This is a genomic window from Streptomyces sp. NPDC002884 (genome assembly GCF_040295245.1).
In the GTDB taxonomy this organism is placed as follows: domain Bacteria; phylum Actinomycetota; class Actinomycetes; order Streptomycetales; family Streptomycetaceae; genus Streptomyces.
The window spans coordinates 1-18,520 of record NZ_JBEOVB010000032.1 but is presented as its reverse complement, the minus strand read 5'-3'; the positions used below and the strand labels follow the sequence as shown (position 1 = coordinate 18,520).

Genomic DNA, 18,520 nt, shown 5'->3' with positions numbered 1-18,520 from the left:
CGACGGGACCGATCAGGACCGGCGGGCCGGGCAGGGCTTACGGGGTCACGTCGGTGACCCTCCAGCGCTGGTTGGAACCGGAGTTGGCCTGCCAGGTCGTGACGGCCGCGCCCTCGTTGGTCGCCTGGCCGCCGACCTCGAGGAGGCGTCCGGTGGCCACGTTGACCAGGGTCCACGTCCCGTCGCCGGTGGTCGACATGATCCATTCGGTGGCCGGGTCACGCGTGCCGGTGTCGGGTTCCACCACCGGCACGTTGTCGCGGACGGCGAGGCGCTTGCCCTCGGCCGGGTTGGCGAAGACGTAGTGCTGGCGGGCGCCCGTCTTGCCGTACCGGGCGTCCAGCTGCCAGTCCTGCGCGGCGGTGCCGTTGGCCGAGCCGATGACCAGGTTCGTGCCGTTGGCCCCGACGGTCACCGCCTTGCCGCTCTGCACGCCGGTCAGCGTGTAGGAGTGGCCCTTGCTGAACAGGCCCGCGTTCTTCGCGACGCCGGAGACGCCCTTGACCGCGAAGGAGGTCACGGACTGGGCGGGGACGGTGTACGTGGCCCTGCCGTCGACGACCTCGACCGGGGCCTGCCGCTTGAGCTTGCCGTCGGCGCTGGTCACCGTGGGGGTGACGGTCGCGCTGCCCTTGATGGTGCGGAACCTGGACAGGTCGATGGTGACCGTGCGGGCCGCGGTGGTGCTGTTGACGTGGACGACCGAGGCGCCCTTGCCGTCCTTGGTCACGGCGGCGGCGCTCGAGGTGTCGTCCACCTTGATCAGCTTGTCGCCGGGCTTGATGAAGTGCGTGAAGTTCCTGGCCGTGTCGAACTTGGTGTTGGTGTAGATCGGGCAGGACTCGAGGGTGTCCGTGGCGGTGCAGCTGAACGGGAGCTGGATGGAGCCCCAGTTGCCGCCCTTCGCGGACTCGCCGCCCGGCTTCATGTTGTCGTAGTCCTCGACCGGCTGCCAGAACACCCAGGCGGTGGGCTCCAGTTCCCGCAGGTCGTTCACCATCTGCTGGGCGAGCCCGAGGCCCGGACGCATGTCCGTGAAGCTCTGCCCGTCGCCCCAGTCGCCCTCGACCTCGCTCATCCAGAGCGGCTTGTCGGCGGCCTTGGCGAGATCCCGCACGGTGGTGCGCTGACCGGTGCCGTAGGTGTGGACGTTCATCTGGTCGACGAGGTCCTTGGAGGCCTGCGAGTAGGCGTTCCAGTTCGTCGCGAAGATGGACGGGTTGGTCTCGTCCATCGCCGAGATCTCGGCCTTGACCTTGGCCTTCTTCAAGGCGGGCGCCAGCGAGGCGAGCACCTTCTGCTGGAGCTCGGGGCCGATGTGGGCGCCCTCCTGGCGGCCGCCGACGGGCCGGCCGTTCGCGTCCAGCCGGGTGCCCCAGTAGCCGGTGTTGGGCTCGTTGAACGGGTCGACGGTGTCGACCTTGATGCCCTCGGCCTTCTCCAGACGCTTGGTCGCGCCCGCCACATAGGCGGCGAAGTCGTCGACGGAGTCGGTCTTGAGCTGGTCGGTGTTGGCGTTGAAGCCGCCGGACACGTACCCGCTCTCGGTCATGAACCACGGAGGGGAGTTGCTGAACGTCTCCCAGTGGGTGATGTCCTTCTTGATGCGGTCCACCCACCAGCGCTGGGTGGCGTCGGCGTCCTTGTTCCAGTCGGCGGGGTCGTCCGCGCTCCACCAGTCGGTGTCCTCGCGGGTGGTGCCCGCGGGCGCCTTCCACCAGCCCTCGACGGCACCGCCGGCCCGCAGATAGTCCGTGACGTCCGGGGCGTTGCCGCCGCCTATGTTGTACCGGGCGATGTTCAGCGCGAGACCGTCGTCGCCGAAGAGCAGCTTGGCGAGCTTCTCGCGGATCGCCGGGGGATAGTCCCCGGTGGCGTTGGCGAACCAGACCAGGCTGGTGCCCCAGCCCTCGAACTTCTGCTGTTGGTACGACGGATCCGGCGTCACGGTGACGGCGGCCTCGGCGTGCGCCTGCACGGGGACGCTGAGGAGGGCGGCCCCGGTGGCCAGCGCGGTGAGTGCGGCGGCCCCGAGGTTACGTCTGCTGCGGGTACGGCGTGCCATCTGTGCTCCCAACTGCGGTGCGGTCGCTGTGGTGGGCCCCTCCCGCCGCGCGGGCAGGAGGGGATGGCCCTCGGCGCGGGTGCGTACCGTGCCGAGGAGTCGTAAGGGGTGCGGGTGCGTGTCGTCAGTTGCCGGGCCGGCGCAGGACGGCGACCTCCCGCGGCCCGAGGACGAGGGCGCCCTCGGCGTCGCTGGTGCCGACCAGCACCTCGCCGTCCAGCCCGGTCACCGGCACCGTGCCGTCGGTCCGGTTGACCAGGAACAGGAACCGTCCCTCGGCGCCCCGCCGGACGGTCAGCTCGACCGACCCGCGGACGTCCGCCGGGAGTTCGCTGCTGACGCCGGCCAGCTCCAGCAGCTGGGGCAGCAGCGAGGTGAGCCCGTCGACACCGAGGCGGGTGGAGACGTAGGAGGCCGAACCGCCGCCGGTCGTGCGCCGGGTGACGGCGGGGCGTCCGGCGTGCACACCCGTGCGGTAGTGCGCCAGGGCCTCGGTGTCGCCGTCGGTGACGGTGATCCGGTCGGTCCACAGGCTGCCCGAGGTGGCGTCGTCCAGTTCCACGGACTCCCCGGCGAGCAGCGGGCCGAACTCCTCGATGCGGATGCCGAGCAGGTCGCGCAGGGCGCCCGGGTATCCGCCGAGCCAGACGTGGTCGTTCTCGTCGACCACGCCGGAGAAGTACGTGGTGACGAGGTGGCCGCCCTGCTCGGCGTAGCGCGTGAGGTCCTTGGCCAGTTCGGCCGGCACCACGTGCAGCACGGGCGCGATCAGCACCTGGTGCCGGGAGAGGTCGGCGCGGGTGGTGACGAGGTCGGCGCGGACGCCCAGGGCGAGCAGCGCCGAATACCAGTCGAGCGCCTCCTGCCGGTAGTCCAGCAGAGCGGTCGGGTGGGAGTCCTGCTCACTGGCCCACCACGAATCCCAGTCGTAGAGGATGCCGACGGCCGCCGGCTCCCGCTCCGAACCCGCCACCGGGGCGAGGGTCTTCAGCGTGGCGCCGAGCTCGGCCACCGCGCGGAACAGGTCGCTGTCCGGGCCGGCGTGCGGCACCATCGCCGAGTGGTACTTCTCGGCGCCGGCCGCCGACTGCCGCCACTGGAAGAAGCACACCGCGTCCGCGCCGTGCGCCACGTGCAGCAGCGAGTCGCGGGCCAGGTCGCCGGGCCGCTTCGCCACGTTGACGGGCTGCCAGTTGACGGCGCTGGTGGAGTGCTCCATCAGGAACCACGGCCGGCCGGCCGCGATGCCGCTGGTGAGGTTCGCGGAGAAGGACAGCTCGTCGCGGTCCTGCGGGCCGGGGTGGACGTAGTGGTCGTTGGAGACGAAGTCGATCTCGCCCGCCCAGTCCGGGTAGTTCATGCCCTTGGTGTTGCCCATCACCATGAAGTTCGTGGTGACCGGGACGTCCGGCGTGATCCCCTTGAGGATCTCCCGCTCGGCGATCAGGTGGTCCTTCAGGGCGTCCGAGGAGAACCGCTTGAAGTCCAGCTGCTGGGTCGGGTTGGGGTGCGAGGCGGCCAGCCGCGGCGGCAGGATCTGCTCCCAGTCGCTGTAGCGCTGCGACCAGAACGCGGTGCCCCAGGCGTGGTTGAGGGCGTCGAGCGAGCCGTAGCGGGCACGCAGCCAGACCCGGAAGGCGCGGGCCGCGTCGTCCGAGTGGTCGTAGACGTTGTGGCAGCCCAGTTCGTTGGAGACGTGCCAGGCGACGAGGGCCGGGTGGTCCTTGTAGCGGTCGGCCATCTTCCGGACCAGACGCAGGGCGTACTCACGGAAGACGGGGGAGGTGGGCCGCCAGTGCTGGCGGGCGCCCGGCCAGAGCGTCTCGCCGTTCGCCGTGACCGGCAGGATCTCCGGGTGGGCCGTGGTCAGCCACGGCGGCGGGGAGGCGGTGGCGGTGGCCAGGTCGACACCGATCCCGCCCGCGTGCAGCAGGTCCATGACCTCGTCGAGCCAGCCGAAGTCCCAGGTGTCCGGACCCGGCTGGATACGGGCCCAGGAGAAGATCCCCACGGAGACGACGGTGACGCCGGCCTCCCGCATCAGCCGCACGTCCTCCTCCCACACGTCCCGGGGCCACTGCTCGGGGTTGTAGTCGGCGCCGTACGCCAGACGCGGAGCGGGGTCACCGTCCGCCCCGCGCAGCATGCGGGACTGGAGGGTGGAGATCATGGCGGTCCTTCCGAAAGTGGTGCACGGGGGCGGCGCGGCCCGGGTGCCGCGCCGCCCGGCGCTTCTTGCTTGTCGAGCTTGTCGAGCTTGTCGAGTGCTCGTCGAGTGCCTGTGTCGAGTAGGTGTGTCGGACTGCTTGCCGACTGCTTCTCGACTACTTCTCGACGGTGAAGCCCTGCTCCTCGCCGTACTTGATCGAGGCGTCCTGCCAGGTCTTCAGAGCGTCCGCCAGCTTGGTGCCGGAGACGTAGGCCTTGCCGACGGTGTCGTTGAAGATCGAGTTCGCGTACGGCTGGAAGGGGAGGTACGACCAGTCGCTCGCCACGTTCGCGGCGGAGTCGGCGAAGATCTTGTTGGCTTCCTGACCGCCGAAGTAGTCGAACTTCTTGCTCTGGAAAGCGGCCGACTCCAGCTCCGCCTTGGTGGCGGGGAAGGCGCCCTCGCTGACGCGGGTGGCGACACCGTCACCGGCGTTGGCGTACTCGGTGAAGGCGTACGCGAGTTCCTTGTTCTTGCTCAGCGCCGGAACCGCCAGCGAGCTGCCGCCGTTCTCCGCGCTGGCCTTGTCGCCCGCGGTCCAGGCCGGCATCGCCGCAGCGCGCCACTGGCCCGTGGCGTTCGGGACGCCGGACACGAAGTTGGCGGGCATCCAGGCGCCGGTGGCCAGGGTGGCGATGGTGCCGTCGCCGAGGCCCTTGTACCAGTCGTCGGTCCAGCCGGTGACCGGGGCGAGCAGCTTCTCGTCGATCAGCTTCTGCCAGACCGTCTCGAACTTCTTGGCGCCCGCGTCGTCGAAGTTGATGGCGACGTTGGTGCCGTCGACCTTGTAGGGGCGCGAACCGGCCTGCCACAGCAGGGAGGTGGTGAGGCCCGCGTCACCGGTGTCGTTGGCGATGTAGGCCTTCGGGTCGGCCTTGTGGAGCTTGCGGGCCGCGTCCAGGTACTCGTCCCAGGTGGTCGGGACGGCGATCTTGTACTTGTCGAAGACCTTCTTGTTGTAGAACAGCGCCATCGGGCCCGAGTCCATCGGCAGGCCGTAGACCTTGTCGCCTTCGCTGACCGCGTTCCACGGGCCGGGCGTGTACTTCGAGGCGAGCTTGTCGGCGCCGTAGGAGGCCAGGTCGGTCAGGCCCTTGGTCAGGGAGTACTGACCGAGCGCGAAGTACTCGACCTGGGCGACGTCCGGGACACCCTTGCCGGCCGAGATCGCGTTGGACAGCGCGGTGTAGTGCTTGTCGCCGGAGCGCTCGCTGACCAGGTTGACCTTGACCTTCGGGTACTTCTTCTGGAAGTCGGCGGCCACGGTCTTCAGGGTGGGCTCCCAGGCCCAGACCGTGATGTCGCCGCCCTTGTCCAGGGCGGCCTGGATGTCGCCGGCGGAGACGGCCTTCGTGTCGGAGTCGTCGTCCGAGCCGCCGCAGGCGGTGACGCCCAGGGCGAGGGTGGAGACGAGGGCGATGCCGCGCAGGATGCGGCTCGTTGTTCTGCGCATGGGGCTGCTTCCACTTCTTCGTGGGTGGGACAGGTGAGGGTGGGGGTGGTGCGGGTGGTGCTCAAATGTGGGGCTTGGGGGCGCGGCCCACGTCACTCCTTGACACTTCCGGCGGCGAGGCCGGACTGCCAGTACTTCTGGAGGAACAGGAAGGCAGCGATCAGGGGAATGATCGTGAGCAGGGATCCCGTGATCACCAGGTTGAAGATCACGTCGCCGCCGATGGTCTGTGCCTGGGAGCTCCAGGCGCTCAGACCCAGCGTCAACGGGTACCAGTTCGGGTCCTTCAGCATGATCAGCGGGAGGAAGTAGTTGTTCCAGGTGGCGACCGTGGTGAACAGCAGCACGGTCACGATCCCGGGGGCCAGCAGCGGCAGCGCGACCTGGAAGAAGGTCCGCACCTCGCTCGCCCCGTCCATCCGGGCCGCCTCCAGCAGCTCGGTCGGGATCGCCTCCGCGGCGAACACCCACATCAGATAGAGGCCGAACGGCGACACCAGCGAGGGGATGATCACGGCCCAGGGGGTGTCGGTCAGCCCCATCTTGCTGAACATCAGGAAGGTCGGCACGGCCAGCGCCGTAGCCGGCACGGCGACCGCGCCGATCACCACGGCGAAGATCGCACGCTTGCCGGGGAACTGGAACTTCGCCAGTGCGTACCCACCCAGCACGGCCAGCAGTGTCGCGCCGCCCGCACCGAGCACCACGTACAGCAGGGTGTTCAGCAGCCAGCGGCCGAAGATGCCGTCGTGGTAGGTGAAGGTGGTCCGGATGTTGTCCCACAGGGCGAAGTCGTGGGCGAACCACAGGCCGTTGGAGTCGGCCAGGCCCGACTGGGTCTTCGTCGAGTTGATGACCAGCCAGATCAGCGGCACCACGGTGTAGAGGACCATCAGGGCCATCAGCACCGTCAGCAGCACATTGCGCTTCGGCTTGCTCGGGTCGTGCTTCTTACGGGGGGTCCGCAGTCTGGGGGCGGTGTTCTTCGCGGGGGAGGAGGTGACAGAGGTGCTCATCGGGTCACGCTCCCTTGCGCATGCCGCGCAGCTGGACGGCGTAGGCGACGATCATCGTGATGACGCCCATGATGATGGCGACCGTCGCGGAGTAGTTGTGCTGCTGGCCGTTGAAGGACAGCGAGTACGTGTAGAAGTTCGGCGTGTAGTCCGTGGTGATGGCGTTCAGCGCCAGCGGACGCAGGATGCTCGGCTCGTTGAAGAGCTGGAAGCTGCCGATGATCGAGAAGATCGTCGCGATGACGATCGCGCCCCGGATCGCGGGCAGCTTGATCGAGCTGATGATCCGCCACTGACCGGCGCCGTCGATCTCCGCCGCCTCGTACAGCGAGGTCGGGATGACCCGCAGCGCCGAGTAGAAGATCAGCATGTTGTACCCGACGAACTCCCAGGTCACGATGTTGCCGATGGAGGCGAGCACCCAGCTGGGGGAGAGTAGGTCGGGCAGCGTGACACCGAACGCGGAGTTGATGTCGCCCACCAGGCCGTACTTGGTGCCGTACATGAAGCCCCACATCAGGGTGGCGACCACGGCGGGCACGGCGTACGGCAGGAAGATCGTGATCCGGAAGAAGCTCTTGCCGTAGAGCCGGCCGCTGTCCAGCGCCAGCGCCACCAGCAGGGCGATACCCAGCATGATCGGCACCTGGATCGCCAGGAACAGCGCCACCCGGCCGACTGCCGACCAGAACGCGTCGTCCTGCAGCGCCCGCGTGTAGTTGTCCAGCCCGACGAACTGGTTGCCGCCGATCAGCTGGTCACGGAAGAGGCTCAGGTAGATCGAATACATGATCGGGGCCAGGAAGACCAGGGTGAAAACGGCCACGAAGGGACCGATGAAACCCCACCCCGTCCAGGAGCGGCGGTCCCCTTTCGCCGGGGGAGGTGCCGGCCGCGGCTCGGCGGCCACCGGCGGTTGCAGCGTCGTCATGTCGTTCCTCGCTCGTCCAGTCCTGGAACCGGGGCGGTGTTGCGCGGAGATTTCCGAACGCCCCACCGCCACCATGATGTTTACGTAAACATCAGCCACGCAAGAGGCTGCGTGAGCTGTTATGTTTACGTAAACATCTGATGGCGGCATGTCTACACTGCCCCGATAACGATGGTCAAGGGTCCTCCGGTGAGACCGTGGCACCTGCGCCGACAGAGAGGTGGGCACACCGAGTGGACATGGCTGAAAGATCACCGGCCAAAGTGCCGGGACGCGCCCGGGCCACGGCCTCCATGGCGGACGTCGCTCGGCTCGCCGGGGTGTCCTCGCAGACCGTCTCCCGCGTCTCCAACGGTTACGCCGGTGTGAACGAGGAGACCCGGCAGCAGGTCCTCGAGGCCATGAAGGAACTCGGCTACCGGCCCAACAGCGCCGCCCGCGCCCTCAAGCGCGGTGAGTTCCGCACGATCGGTGTCATCACGTTCACGCTGTCCACGACCGGCAATGTGCGCACCCTGGAGGCGATCGCGACCTCGGCGGCCGCCGAGGGCTACGCGGTGACCCTGCTCCCGGTGGCCGTCCCCACCAGCGACGAGGTGCGCGGCGCGTTCTCCCGGCTGGAGGAGCTGGCCGTCGACGCGGTCATCGTCATCATGGAGGTCCACCTGCTGGACGCGGCCACCGTGAAACTCCCACCGCACGTCCAGGTCGTGGTCGTGGACTCCGACGCCGGCGACCACTACACCGTCGTGGACACCGACCAGGCGGGCGGCACCAAGACCGCCGTCCAGCATCTCCTCGACCTGGGCCATCGGACCGTCTGGCATCTCGGCGGACCCGAGGGCTCGTTCGCGGCGCAGCGCCGCGCGGACGCCTGGCGGGCGGCCCTCACCGAGGCGGGCCGCACCGCGCCGCCCCTGGTCAGGGGCGACTGGTCGGCGGAGTCCGGCTACCTGGCCGGCCGCGAACTGGCCGCCCGCGAGGACTGCACCGCCGTCTTCGCGGCCAACGACCAGATGGCCCTGGGCCTGCTGCGCGCCCTGCACGAGGGCGGGCGCCGGGTGCCCGAGGACGTCAGTGTGATCGGCTTTGACGACATCCCCGAGGCGAGTTCCTTCCTGCCCCCGCTCACCACCCTGCACCAGGACTTCGCCGAGGTCGGCCGCCTCTGCGTCCAGGCCGTGCTGCGCAAGATGCGTCCGGACGGTTCGGAACACGGAACGACGCTCGTACCGACGCGGCTGGTGCTGCGGCAGAGCACGGCGCCACCGCCCGCGGAGCACTGACGGCCGTGGTGGACCGGCCCCGGGGATCGCTTCACCGAGTGGACACCCGAGGCAGTCACAGGGCGCCCCGGGGTTCGCCTGTGACTACCTCGGGTGTTCGCCCACGGCGCGGGCCGCGGTGCGCCAGGCCGCGGTGACGGCGAGCCGGGCGGCCGCCGTGCCGCGCTCGGTCTCCGCGGGCAGCCGCAGCGGCGCGCCGAGGTGGACATGGCAGTGCGGACGCCGGACCGGCGCCGTCAACGTGCCCGCCAGCTGCTTCGCGGCAGACCCCGAGGCGATCCGGCGGGCGCCCGCGTGGCCCACCGGCACCACCAGCGCGCCGGTCGCCTGCGCCAGACGGGCGAGCCCGGTGCGGAACGGCTCGGGAGCGGTGGCCGCCGCGTCCCTGCGGCGCGGCAGTCGGCCCTCGCCGTACAGGAGCACGTGCCGGCCACCGGCCAGCGCCTCGGCGGCGGCGTCGAGAGCCAGCGCCGCGTGCGCCGTACGGCGGTGGACCGGGATGTGACCGTCACGGCTCAGCGCTCTGCCGAGCAGCGGTATGTGCCACAGTCCCGCGGTCGCCATCACCACCGGCTCGAGCTCCAGCCGCCGCAGCGCGGTCATGACGACGGCGGGGTCGGCCATGGAGTCGTGGTTGGCCACGAAGAGGGTCCCCGCGGGCAGGCGCAACTTGATCTCACTGGTGACGGTGAGCCGCCCGAAGAAGGGTGTCAGGGCGATGACGGCACGGCTGAACACGGGGAACCTCCGGTAAGGGCGATCGGAGCCCCAGTGTCGTCTCCCGGGCGAGAAGAGCGCCTGAGTACGGATACTCAACAAGCACGCCGAACCCGGCCGCGCCGGAGAAGAGTTCGGCTGGGAAGAGGCCGGCTGGGGTCGTGCGTGGCGCCTCACCGTCCTGTCGGGCTCACCAGTCCCGTCCGGCAGGCGACGGTCAGGGTGCCGGCGCCGCGGCCGGGCCGGTCGCTCGCCCCCGGTCGCCTTCAGTCGCCGGTGACGAAGTCCTCCGGTCGGTCCTGCCGCAGGCGGATGCAGCGGTTGTTCAGCAGGTCGAGCGCATCGGGAATACCGCCGCCGAACTCGTCGCGAATCCTCTGGAGGGCTTGGATCCTGCGCCCCTCCAGGATCAGGTAGTCGATCTTCGACCAGCGTTGGTCCGTACCGTCGCCGGGTTGCTTGAGGGCATCGATCTCGGCTCGCAGGTGAGCGACCGCGGCGACGATCTCCTGGTCGGCCGCGACGCTCAGGAGGGTCGGTTCCTCGGGTCCCGGTTCCCGGCGCAGGATTCCAAGCTCCTGGCAGAGCCGCGCACGCAGCTCGCGAAGCTCGCGCCGAACCGCGTCGCGCTGCGCGAGCGCCTCGTCCAGCTCGGCCCGCATCGGATTCGTCTCGTCGTCAGACATGCGGCTCGTCCTCCGTACCGGCGGCGAGGGCCCGGACACGCGACAGGGCGATGCGACGGCGCGCGAGATCGACATCGGTGATCTTCACGGTGAGGGTGTCACCGACCTCGATGACGTCCTCGGGCGATCCGTCCAGCTCGCTGGTGCGCACCAGCCCCTGGAAGCCGTCCTGTCGGTCTTCGATGCGCACGAAGGCGCCGAAGGGCACGATCTTGGTGACCGGCCCGGTGATCACCTCTCCGACTCGCCGCGCCACCTGCGGCCACGGGTCTTCCTGTACAGCTCGCAGCGACAGCGGCACGCGTTCCCGGATCATGTCGACGTCGAGGACCTCGGCCGTGATCTCCTGCCCGACGCTGACGACGTCGGACGGGTGGTCGATCGGACGCCAGGACAGCTCCGGGATGTTGATCATCGCGGTGAAGCCGCCGATGTCCACGAAGGTGACGCCGAAGCCGGCGATGGTCGTCACCGTGCCGGTGACGACCTGGCCGCGCCGCAGGGTCTTGAGGAAGGCCCAGGCACGGTCGCTGGGCGTGGGCTCGGTCTGCCAGCGCGCGCGGAGAACACCGTCGCTGTCGGGCAGTACGGCGGTGAACAGTGGGTGCCGCTCATCGGTGTACAGGGACACGACGCCGGCGGAGGACGCGTCGGCGAGCTGGGAGGCGACCGTGTCGAACCGGGAATCGTCCACGATGCTGCCGGTGATCCGCCCGTCCTCGTCCTCCCGGACGATTTCCACCAGGCCCTCCTCGGGCAGAGCGGCCACTGCCGCGGCGACGTCGGTGAGCAGGTCCGGCCAGACCGCCAGCTGGGCGCGAGGTGCCAGCCGGGAGCGCACCGCCTCGATGTTGTCGCGGGTGAGGCGGTGCCATCGGGAGGCGTTCGCGGCGTAGGTCTCCTCCAGGAACGTGGCGCGGTGGGCGCTGACCGTCCAGCGCAGACGGGCCCAGAAGTCGGCGTCGGCCGGGCGCTGCACGTGCTGTGGGTCGCCGGGGGCGAAGTCGTACGGCGATGCGTCCAGGCGTTCCGGGAACAGGCCGAGCGAGCGGGTGCGGGCCAGCGCGGCATCGCAGGGGTGGGTGCTGCCGATGTAGAGGTACTGGTCCCATCCGACGTGCACGGCGAATGCTTCCTCCGCCTCCAGGCGGCACCAGGCGCCGTTGTCGCGGAGCATGGCCCGGACGAGTTCCTGGGCGACGGCGATCGGCACCAGCGCACCGTCGTGGAATCCGGCGAGGCCGGCCGGGAACAGCTCGGCCAGGCCGTGGCCGTCGACCGGTGGCTCCAGGCCGAAGTGGACGAAGCCGCCGAGCTGCGGCTCGCGGACGGCCAGCTTGTCGACGCCGGTGTCCTCGGCGAAGGCGGCAACGGCGTGCAGGTAGGCGGCTTCGACCGGTCCGTGGTCGCTGGTCGAGGGCTCGGCGCCGGTGTAGTGGCCGTGCTGATCGCGGTCGGCGGGGTCGTACCGGGTGACCCGGTGGACGTAGGGCAGCATGTCACCGCCCGCCGGAGGTCGAAGGCGCCGTTGCGTTCCCGTGGCGTTCGAGGACGTGGAGACGGATCCGGTCCTCCGGTACCCCCGGGCCGAGGAGGAAGTCACGCTGGGCGGCGAGGTCTTGCTCGTCCGGACCGGATCTCGCACAGCCGACGCGTTCACTCATGCCCGGAGCGTACGGTAAGCCCCCCGCGCGGCGCACAGATCGCCGGACACCCCAGGTGAGACGCCGTCAGCGCAGGCCGATCCTCCAGGTCGAGCAGGATCACGTCGGCGAGGGCCCCGCACCGACGCGTCCGGACGTGCCCGGACGGGCCCGGACGATCTCGCGGGCGAATGCCCAACAGGAGTCAGGAACCAGGCACGTTGACGAAGTGCTCGCGGGACTCCCCGCGCATGGAGCGCGCCAACTCGGCGACGTGCCCTGCCTGGACGGCGGAGAGGCGCCGCGCCTCCCACCGCAGAACCGCGGCGTCCACCGCCTCCGGGGCCGGGGGCGGTGGCGCCGCGTGCGGACGGCCGGGTTCCGTCGGGCCGAGCTGCGGACAGCGTGGTGGGCGTAGCCGGCGAGCCTCGGACAGGACGCCGGCCCGAGGCCGTCCGCACGCGGGAGCGTCAGGGGTGCCGGACGGCCGGCGCGTCCGCACCGGCCGCGTTCGTCCGATACCGCGCGACCGGGCGGCCTGCCCCTTCAGCGGATCAGCCGGAGTACCGGCCCTCCCCGGCGGGCGACTGCTCCTCCTCCTTCGCCGCCCGCGCCTCCGCCTTCAGGATGCGCGCCGACTTGCCGGCCGAACGCGCCAGTTCGGGCAGCTTCCTGGCGGCCAGGACGGCGATGACGACGACGAGGATGATGACGAGTTCGCTCAGTCCGAACATGACGAGAGAGCGCCCCGGTCAGACGTTGACGCCGAAGTCGGCGGCGATCCCGGCCAACCCGGAGGCGTAACCCTGGCCCACGGCCCGGAACTTCCACTCCGCGCCGTTGCGGTACAGCTCGCCGAAGACCATCGCGGTCTCGGTGGAGGCGTCCTCGCTCAGGTCGTACCGTGCGATCTCCTGGCCGCCCGCCTGGTTGACGACGCGGATGAACGCGTTGCGGACCTGGCCGAAGCTCTGGCCGCGGTTCTCGGCGTCGTGGATGGAGACCGGGAAGACGATCTTGTCGATGTCGGCGGGCACGGCGGCGAGGTTCACCTTGACCGACTCGTCGTCGCCCTCGCCCTCACCGGTGAGGTTGTCACCGGTGTGCTCGACCGAACCGTCCGGGCTCTTCAGGTTGTTGTAGAAGACGAAGTGCTGGTCGGACAGGACCTTGCCGGACGCGTCCAGGAGCAGGGCGGAGGCGTCGAGGTCGTAGTCGGTGCCGGTGGTGGTACGCACGTCCCAGCCCAGACCGACCAGGACCGCGGTCAGGCCCGGCGCCGCCTTGCTCAGGGATACGTTGCCACCCTTGGACAGGGAAACTCCCACTGTCTTCCTCCTGGTTGAGACTGGTTGGGACTCGTCGAGATGGTACGCGCGGTTGCGCCCGAATCGAATCTACAGGACTGTAGAAATGATGGGGACGGTGCCCTGGCGGACTCCGGGTGCCCGGCGTGCTCAGAGGGACCCGGCAGGACCACCGTCGGAGCTCGGGGGCGGCCCCCGACTGAGGACCCCGAAGCCCCCTCAGATCCTGGCATGCCGCCAGATGCGCATGACCGTGGGCGTGGACCGCCCGGTGCGGCGGAGCGACTACGTCGGCGGCGCGGGCGGCGCGTCCTGGCGGAGGGCCTTGTTGACGCCGGTGACGACCACGGTGACCAGACACAGGGCGATGACGGTCTCGGCCCACAGGAAGGCGAACCAGTCCAGCACGCAGCCGATCGGGGGTGTGCCGGGGGCGGTGTTGCGGAACGCGGCGAGGGCGAACAGGGTGGCGGCCATCCAGGCGAGGCCGGGCCAGACCAGGCCTTCACTGCCGGTCGTCAGGTACCAGGCCCCGATGAGCACGGACGCCGCCAGCGCCCACATCACCACCATCATGAAGACGGCGAACACGAGCAGGCTGCCCGAGCGCGTCAGCCCCAGCGCCACCACGGCCTCCTGCCGGGAGGGCGCAGGTTCCGCGGAGATCGAGAAGAGCGTGTCGTTGTTGGAGAACAGCATCCGTACCGGCACCTGCTCGCCGCCCAGCCGCGCCCGGAACGCGATGTCGGTCTCGTAGGTGTCGAACGGGTAGTCACTGATCGATCCGCCGGTGAGCGCGACCTGCACATCTCTCGTCGCGAGCCGCTCATGCGCCCCGAACTCCAGGTCGCTGAGGGTCGCCCCCGACGTCTGTAGGCTGAGATCGGCCACCGGGGCCGCCCCGTCCGCCTCGCCGAGGGTCCCGCGAGGGGTCACCCAGACCCGCAGCACCAGCTCTCTGCCCACGGCGTCGACGCTTTGCACGACGGCCTCCACGTCGACCCGGTCGGCGGCCGAGGAGCCGACGGTGTGCACGGTGTCGACCGCCTGCCGCTCGGTGAACTGGAGCCACGAGCCGACGGCCACCGCCACCACGATCAGGATCGCGATGGGGATGAGCACGCGCAGGACGGATCTCCCGGTCCGTCGTGGGCGGGGCGAGGCGGCAGATGCCGGACGGCCCTGACGCATCACTCGGTCCAGAGACCGGAGCAGGACAGGCCCGTAACCGGCGGATCCTGTGGCGAGGTCATCCGGCTCACGGACACCACCTGCTTTCGCCACCTGGAACGAGATCGGCTCCGTGCCATCGCGCACTTCGGAGGTTTCGGAGGGCTGAGGTCTTCAAGTCCACCGGGGGTGCGCCGAGTTGCCGGACGGATCAGCACGCATCGCCGGGCGGCGCCCCGACTCGGAAGCCGCGTTCCGCCAGGTGATCCCGTTCCCCTGCCGCCGGCCACGGGGCCTCCCGGGCGACGCCTGCGCGGTGTGGGCGTCACGCACGTGATCCACGCTACGGGGTGGCCCGAGGACGTGCATGCGGACGACGTGGCGGCAGCGAGGCGCGCCGCCCGCCTCGGGCCCGCGGAGGAGTGACCACCCTCGGAGCGGGGGTGGCTCAGCCCCCGGCCGTCCGGGTACCTGGGACAGCCCCCGGTCCGCGGTGGGGCTGCTCCAACTGGAGGCGACGAGTGGTGGAAGCCCCTGCCCGAACGCAGGCTGGCGTACGCGCCCTGCCCGGTCATGCGGCGGGGCGCAGCCATGCCAACCCCGTCCCCCGACCGCAATGGCCAGGGACGTGAGAGAGACGAGAACACATGGCGGAACACGACACCGGTCCCGGGCCCCTGCCCTCCTTGTCCGCGACCGGGACGCCCGAACGGAACCGTGCTCGACACACCCGTCCACGGCTCGGCCGGAGGGCGCGTACGCAGGCGGTGCTCCTCGCCGCATGTCTGGGCGCCCTCGGTGCGGTCGGGACCGCGCCGAGCAGCGCCCAGTCGCCGCCGTCGGGGCATCCGGCGCGGTTCGTGCCGGGCCCCTGTCCACGGACGCCCGAGCCGGTTCCGGGGCGGTGCGGCTTCCTGGAGGTCCCCGAGAACCGCGAGCGCCCCACGCGACGGACCGTCCGGCTGGCCGTCGCCATCATCCCGGCGGCGTCGAAGAAGCCGGCCGCGGACCCCGTGGTGTTCATGGAAGGGGGGCCCGGCGGAGACGCCTTCGGAGCCATCCCCTTCCTGATCGGCTCCGGCGTGAACCGCGACCGCGATCTGATCGTCGTGGCCCAGCGCGGCACCCTCCACTCACAGCCGAGCCTCGCCTGCCCGGAGATGGACCGGTTCAACGCGACCGCCGTGGGCCTGCCCTACGACGCGCCGTCCACCGGACAGGGGCTGGTACGCGCGGCCAAGAAGTGCCGGGACCGCCTGACGGCCGAGGGCAACGATCTCTCGGCCTACAACACCACCGAGAACGCCGCGGACTTCGCCGCCCTCCGCAAGGCCCTGGTCATCAAGAAGTGGAACGTCTACGGCTACTCCTACGGCACCGACCTCGGCCTCACCTACCTGCGCCGACACCCCCAGGGCATCCGTTCGCTGGCGATCGACTCGGTCGTGCCGCCACAGATCGTGAGCCTGCCGTGGGCCTGGGACAGCGCACAGGAGGGGATCAACGCGATCTTCGCGGCGTGCGCGGCCCAGCCCGCCTGCAAGTCCCGCTACCCGGCCCTCTCCCGCACGCTCACGGAGCAGGTCCGGCGGCTGGAGGCGCACCCCCTGAGGCTGACCGCGGCGCCGCCCGGTGGCGGAACCCCGGTGAAGGTCGTCCTCGACGGCGGCACCCTGGTGAACCTGCTGGTCACCAACGGGCAGCTGGTACCCGCCGCCGACGTTCCCGCGGCGCTCTACGAACTCGCCGCCGGCAACCCGGAGCGCCTCGCGCGGGCCCAGGCCGCCGGCGCGACGCCCGCCATCGGCGAGTTCGCCCACGGGCTGACGCACTCGGTGGCCTGCGCCGAGTGGGCCCCGGGCTTCTCGAAGCGCGACGTGCTGAAGGCGGGTCGCCGGGCCTTCCCCGGCTGGCCCGACTCGGTGCTGGCCCACGCACCGCAGCTGCCCTTCGAGCACGACCTGTGCCGCGTCTGGAACGTCCCGGACCGCACCGCGGTCCAGCGGGTGGCCACCCGCAGCAACGTGCCCGCGCTCATCATCACCGGAACCTTCGACGCGAAGACCGGGGCGAGCTGGGGGCCGTTCACCGGCCGCACGCTGCCCCGCTCGACCGCCGTGGTGATTCCCGGGATCACCCACTGGGTGGTGCCGCAGAACCCCTGCGCCGCGTCGGTCCTGCGCTCCTTCCTGGCACGGCCGACCGCGCCCGACACCGGCTGCGTGCCGGGAGTGAGACCCAAGCCGTTCACCATCGTCCCCTGACCGGAGTACGCCCGATGTCCCCTGGTAAGAACCCCGGCCGGCGCCCCGCGCGACGGCTCCCCGCAACGCTGGCCGGAGCCACGGCCGGCGCCCTCGTCGTCTGCCTCGCCGCGCTGCCCGCACACGCCGGGTCCGGCACCCGCGGCCCGATCGGCACGGTCGCCCGTACGGTGGGCGACGCCCGCTTCGAACCGGGCCCCTGTCCCAGGACGGCGGATCCGATCCCCGATCTCGCCCGTGCCCGCTGCGGCACCCTCACCGTGCCCGAGAAGCGTTCCAGGGCCCAGGGGTCCAAGAAGCCCCAGGGGTACGGGGGCGACGACGGACGCGAGATCACCCTCGCTGTCGCGATCATGCCCGCGGAGAGCAGCAGCCCCGCGTCCGACCCGATCGTGTGGTTCGCGGGCGGCCCCGGCGACGACGCGGTCTCCGAGATCCCGATGGCGCTCGCCGGCAACCTCGACCGCGACCGCGACGTGATCTTCATGTCCCAGCGCGGCACCTACTCGGCCGACCCGGAACTCACCTGCCCGAACATCGACCGGTTCAACGCCCGCGCCCTCGGCCTCGTCTCCAACGCGCCGTCCACCGGGCGCCTGCACGTCGACGCGACCCGGGCCTGCCGCGACCGCGTGGACGCCAAGGGCGCCGACCGCAGCACCTACAACGACATCGAGAGCTCGGCCGACTACGACGACCTGCGCAAGACGCTGGGCGTCAAGAAGTGGAACGTCTTCGGGATCTCCTACGGCACCCACCTGGCGCTCAACTACATGCGCCTGCACCCGAAGGGCATCCGCTCGGTCGGCATCGACGGCGTCCTGCCGCCGTCCATCGCCGGCGGGGCCGTGACCTGGAAGGCCGCACGCGAAGGCTTCGACGGCCTGTTCAAGGCCTGCGCGCAGCAGCCCGCCTGCAACACCCGCTACCCGAACCTGAAGGCCACCTTCCTCCGCCTCGTCAGTGAGCTGGAGGCCCACCCGATCACCACCACCGTGACGGTCCCGGTCCACCCGGATCCGGTGAAGGTCGTGCTGGACGGGAGCAACCTGGTCACCTGGCTGACCTCGGCCACCCATGTGGCGGCCGGGGTACCGCGGTCCCTCGACGAACTGGCCCACGGCAACCCGCAGCGGATCGCCGAGCAGCTCGCGGGCGGCAAGTACAGCCCGCAGGCCATCGGAAGGGTCGCCCACGGGCTGGTCTACGGCGTCTTCTGCAGCCAGTGGACCCCGTACGAGAGCCGGGCCGACATCATCCGGGGCGGACACCGCGCGTTCCCGTCGTTCCCCCGGTCGATGCTGGCCAACGCCCCGCAGCTCGCCTGGCTCCACGACGACTGCCGTGCCTGGGACGTCCCCCCGGCGCCCCCGTCGGTCCGGGACGTGACCCGCAGCGACATCCCGACCCTCGCCCTGTCCGGCGGGTTCGACGCCCAGACGGCGCCGAGCAACGGGGCGTACGTCGCCCGTACGCTGAGTCGCTCCACCGCCGTCACGGTCCCCTACGTCGCCCACGTGGTGTTCGCCGACTCGCAGTGCGCGCAGACGATCACCACGTCGTTCTTCGCCCGCCCGACCGCGCCGGACACCAGCTGCCTCGCGGGACTCCAGCCGCCGCAGTTCGAGATCGCACCGTAGGGCGCCTTCCGGCGACCGCCGCCGGAACCACCGGGGCCCGGGGGGGCGCCGGGCGGGGGGGGGGGGGCCCCCCCCCCCGCGGGCCCCCCCCCCCCCCCCGGCGCGGGGGTGGGGGGGGGGGGGGGGTGCCCCC

General features: G+C 70.8%; 16 protein-coding genes. 3 read left to right on the top strand and 13 right to left on the bottom strand.

Annotated elements, in window-relative coordinates; genetic code table 11:
• Positions 1 to 37: 37 nt before the first annotated feature.
• The 5 genes from ABT070_RS37435 to ABT070_RS37415 form a co-directional block, all read right to left on the bottom strand.
• A complete protein-coding gene (locus tag ABT070_RS37435; RefSeq protein ID WP_351767373.1) occupies positions 38 to 2,065 on the bottom strand; it encodes an RICIN domain-containing protein in 2,028 nt (675 codons plus the stop codon).
• A gap of 124 nt (positions 2,066 to 2,189) precedes the next feature.
• The gene (locus tag ABT070_RS37430) at positions 2,190 to 4,235 is read right to left on the bottom strand and encodes a beta-galactosidase (RefSeq protein ID WP_351767372.1); all 2,046 of its coding nucleotides are present in this window, start codon (positions 4,233 to 4,235) and stop codon (positions 2,190 to 2,192) included.
• A 154-nt stretch (positions 4,236 to 4,389) separates the two neighbouring features.
• Positions 4,390 to 5,727, bottom strand: a complete 1,338-nt coding sequence (locus ABT070_RS37425) for an ABC transporter substrate-binding protein (protein ID WP_351767371.1) — start codon at positions 5,725 to 5,727, stop codon at positions 4,390 to 4,392.
• A 92-nt stretch (positions 5,728 to 5,819) separates the two neighbouring features.
• A complete protein-coding gene (locus tag ABT070_RS37420) occupies positions 5,820 to 6,743 on the bottom strand; it encodes a carbohydrate ABC transporter permease (RefSeq protein WP_351767370.1) in 924 nt (307 codons plus the stop codon).
• Positions 6,744 to 6,747: 4 nt separating this feature from the next.
• Positions 6,748 to 7,674, bottom strand: coding sequence for a carbohydrate ABC transporter permease (locus tag ABT070_RS37415; RefSeq protein WP_351767369.1), 927 nt, complete (start codon positions 7,672 to 7,674; stop codon positions 6,748 to 6,750).
• A 293-nt stretch (positions 7,675 to 7,967) separates the two neighbouring features.
• On the opposite strand from ABT070_RS37415, the gene ABT070_RS37410 reads away from it, so the two are divergent.
• A complete protein-coding gene (locus ABT070_RS37410) occupies positions 7,968 to 8,960 on the top strand; it encodes a LacI family DNA-binding transcriptional regulator (RefSeq protein ID WP_451101209.1) in 993 nt (330 codons plus the stop codon).
• An 84-nt stretch (positions 8,961 to 9,044) separates the two neighbouring features.
• Here ABT070_RS37410 and ABT070_RS37405 read toward each other — a convergent pair whose 3' ends face one another.
• The 8 genes from ABT070_RS37405 to ABT070_RS37370 form a co-directional block, all read right to left on the bottom strand.
• Positions 9,045 to 9,698 carry a lysophospholipid acyltransferase family protein gene (locus ABT070_RS37405; RefSeq protein WP_351767367.1) on the bottom strand — a complete coding sequence of 218 codons (654 nt, stop codon included), beginning with the start codon at positions 9,696 to 9,698 and terminating at the stop codon, positions 9,045 to 9,047.
• Positions 9,699 to 9,943: 245 nt separating this feature from the next.
• Positions 9,944 to 10,363, bottom strand: coding sequence for a hypothetical protein (locus ABT070_RS37400; protein ID WP_351767366.1), 420 nt, complete (start codon positions 10,361 to 10,363; stop codon positions 9,944 to 9,946).
• The gene (locus tag ABT070_RS37395) at positions 10,356 to 11,861 is read right to left on the bottom strand and encodes a S1 RNA-binding domain-containing protein (protein ID WP_351767365.1); all 1,506 of its coding nucleotides are present in this window, start codon (positions 11,859 to 11,861) and stop codon (positions 10,356 to 10,358) included. The genes ABT070_RS37400 and ABT070_RS37395 overlap by 8 nt, the downstream gene beginning before the upstream one ends.
• Position 11,862: 1 nt before the next feature.
• Positions 11,863 to 12,027, bottom strand: coding sequence for a hypothetical protein (locus ABT070_RS37390; protein WP_351767364.1), 165 nt, complete (start codon positions 12,025 to 12,027; stop codon positions 11,863 to 11,865).
• Between the two features lie 184 nt (positions 12,028 to 12,211).
• Positions 12,212 to 12,340 (bottom strand): hypothetical protein, encoded by a 129-nt coding sequence (locus ABT070_RS37385; RefSeq protein ID WP_351767363.1) that lies wholly within the window; start codon positions 12,338 to 12,340, stop codon positions 12,212 to 12,214.
• Between the two features lie 220 nt (positions 12,341 to 12,560).
• Positions 12,561 to 12,740 carry a twin-arginine translocase TatA/TatE family subunit gene (locus ABT070_RS37380; protein ID WP_451101156.1) on the bottom strand — a complete coding sequence of 60 codons (180 nt, stop codon included), beginning with the start codon at positions 12,738 to 12,740 and terminating at the stop codon, positions 12,561 to 12,563.
• A gap of 18 nt (positions 12,741 to 12,758) precedes the next feature.
• Positions 12,759 to 13,334, bottom strand: a complete 576-nt coding sequence (locus ABT070_RS37375; RefSeq protein ID WP_351767362.1) for a TerD family protein — start codon at positions 13,332 to 13,334, stop codon at positions 12,759 to 12,761.
• 264 nt (positions 13,335 to 13,598) lie between these two features.
• Positions 13,599 to 14,441, bottom strand: coding sequence for a DUF4436 family protein (locus ABT070_RS37370; RefSeq protein ID WP_351767431.1), 843 nt, complete (start codon positions 14,439 to 14,441; stop codon positions 13,599 to 13,601).
• Positions 14,442 to 15,250: 809 nt separating this feature from the next.
• On the opposite strand from ABT070_RS37370, the gene ABT070_RS37365 reads away from it, so the two are divergent.
• Together ABT070_RS37365 and ABT070_RS37360 are read left to right on the top strand one after the other, a co-directional pair.
• Positions 15,251 to 16,747: an alpha/beta hydrolase gene (locus tag ABT070_RS37365; RefSeq protein ID WP_351767361.1), complete on the top strand. Its 1,497-nt coding sequence runs from the start codon at positions 15,251 to 15,253 to the stop codon at positions 16,745 to 16,747.
• A 14-nt stretch (positions 16,748 to 16,761) separates the two neighbouring features.
• Entirely contained in the window at positions 16,762 to 18,387 is a 1,626-nt protein-coding gene (locus tag ABT070_RS37360; protein WP_351767360.1) for an alpha/beta fold hydrolase, read from the top strand.
• The last annotated feature ends 133 nt before the right edge of the window (positions 18,388 to 18,520 follow it).

Excerpts from the sequence above, each read along its gene's own strand:
- ABT070_RS37435 (WP_351767373.1), bottom strand. The coding sequence starts at position 2,065 with ATGGCACGCCGTACCCGCAGCAGACGTAACCTCGGGGCCGCCGCACTC.
- ABT070_RS37430 (WP_351767372.1), bottom strand. The coding sequence starts at position 4,235 with ATGATCTCCACCCTCCAGTCCCGCATGCTGCGCGGGGCGGACGGTGAC.
- ABT070_RS37425 (WP_351767371.1), bottom strand. The coding sequence starts at position 5,727 with ATGCGCAGAACAACGAGCCGCATCCTGCGCGGCATCGCCCTCGTCTCC.
- ABT070_RS37420 (WP_351767370.1), bottom strand. The coding sequence starts at position 6,743 with ATGAGCACCTCTGTCACCTCCTCCCCCGCGAAGAACACCGCCCCCAGA.
- ABT070_RS37415 (WP_351767369.1), bottom strand. The coding sequence starts at position 7,674 with ATGACGACGCTGCAACCGCCGGTGGCCGCCGAGCCGCGGCCGGCACCT.
- ABT070_RS37410 (WP_451101209.1), top strand. The coding sequence starts at position 7,968 with ATGGCGGACGTCGCTCGGCTCGCCGGGGTGTCCTCGCAGACCGTCTCC.
- ABT070_RS37400 (WP_351767366.1), bottom strand. The coding sequence starts at position 10,363 with ATGTCTGACGACGAGACGAATCCGATGCGGGCCGAGCTGGACGAGGCG.
- ABT070_RS37395 (WP_351767365.1), bottom strand. The coding sequence starts at position 11,861 with ATGCTGCCCTACGTCCACCGGGTCACCCGGTACGACCCCGCCGACCGC.
- ABT070_RS37390 (WP_351767364.1), bottom strand. The coding sequence starts at position 12,027 with ATGAGTGAACGCGTCGGCTGTGCGAGATCCGGTCCGGACGAGCAAGAC.
- ABT070_RS37380 (WP_451101156.1), bottom strand. The coding sequence starts at position 12,740 with ATGTTCGGACTGAGCGAACTCGTCATCATCCTCGTCGTCGTCATCGCC.
- ABT070_RS37360 (WP_351767360.1), top strand. The coding sequence starts at position 16,762 with ATGTCCCCTGGTAAGAACCCCGGCCGGCGCCCCGCGCGACGGCTCCCC.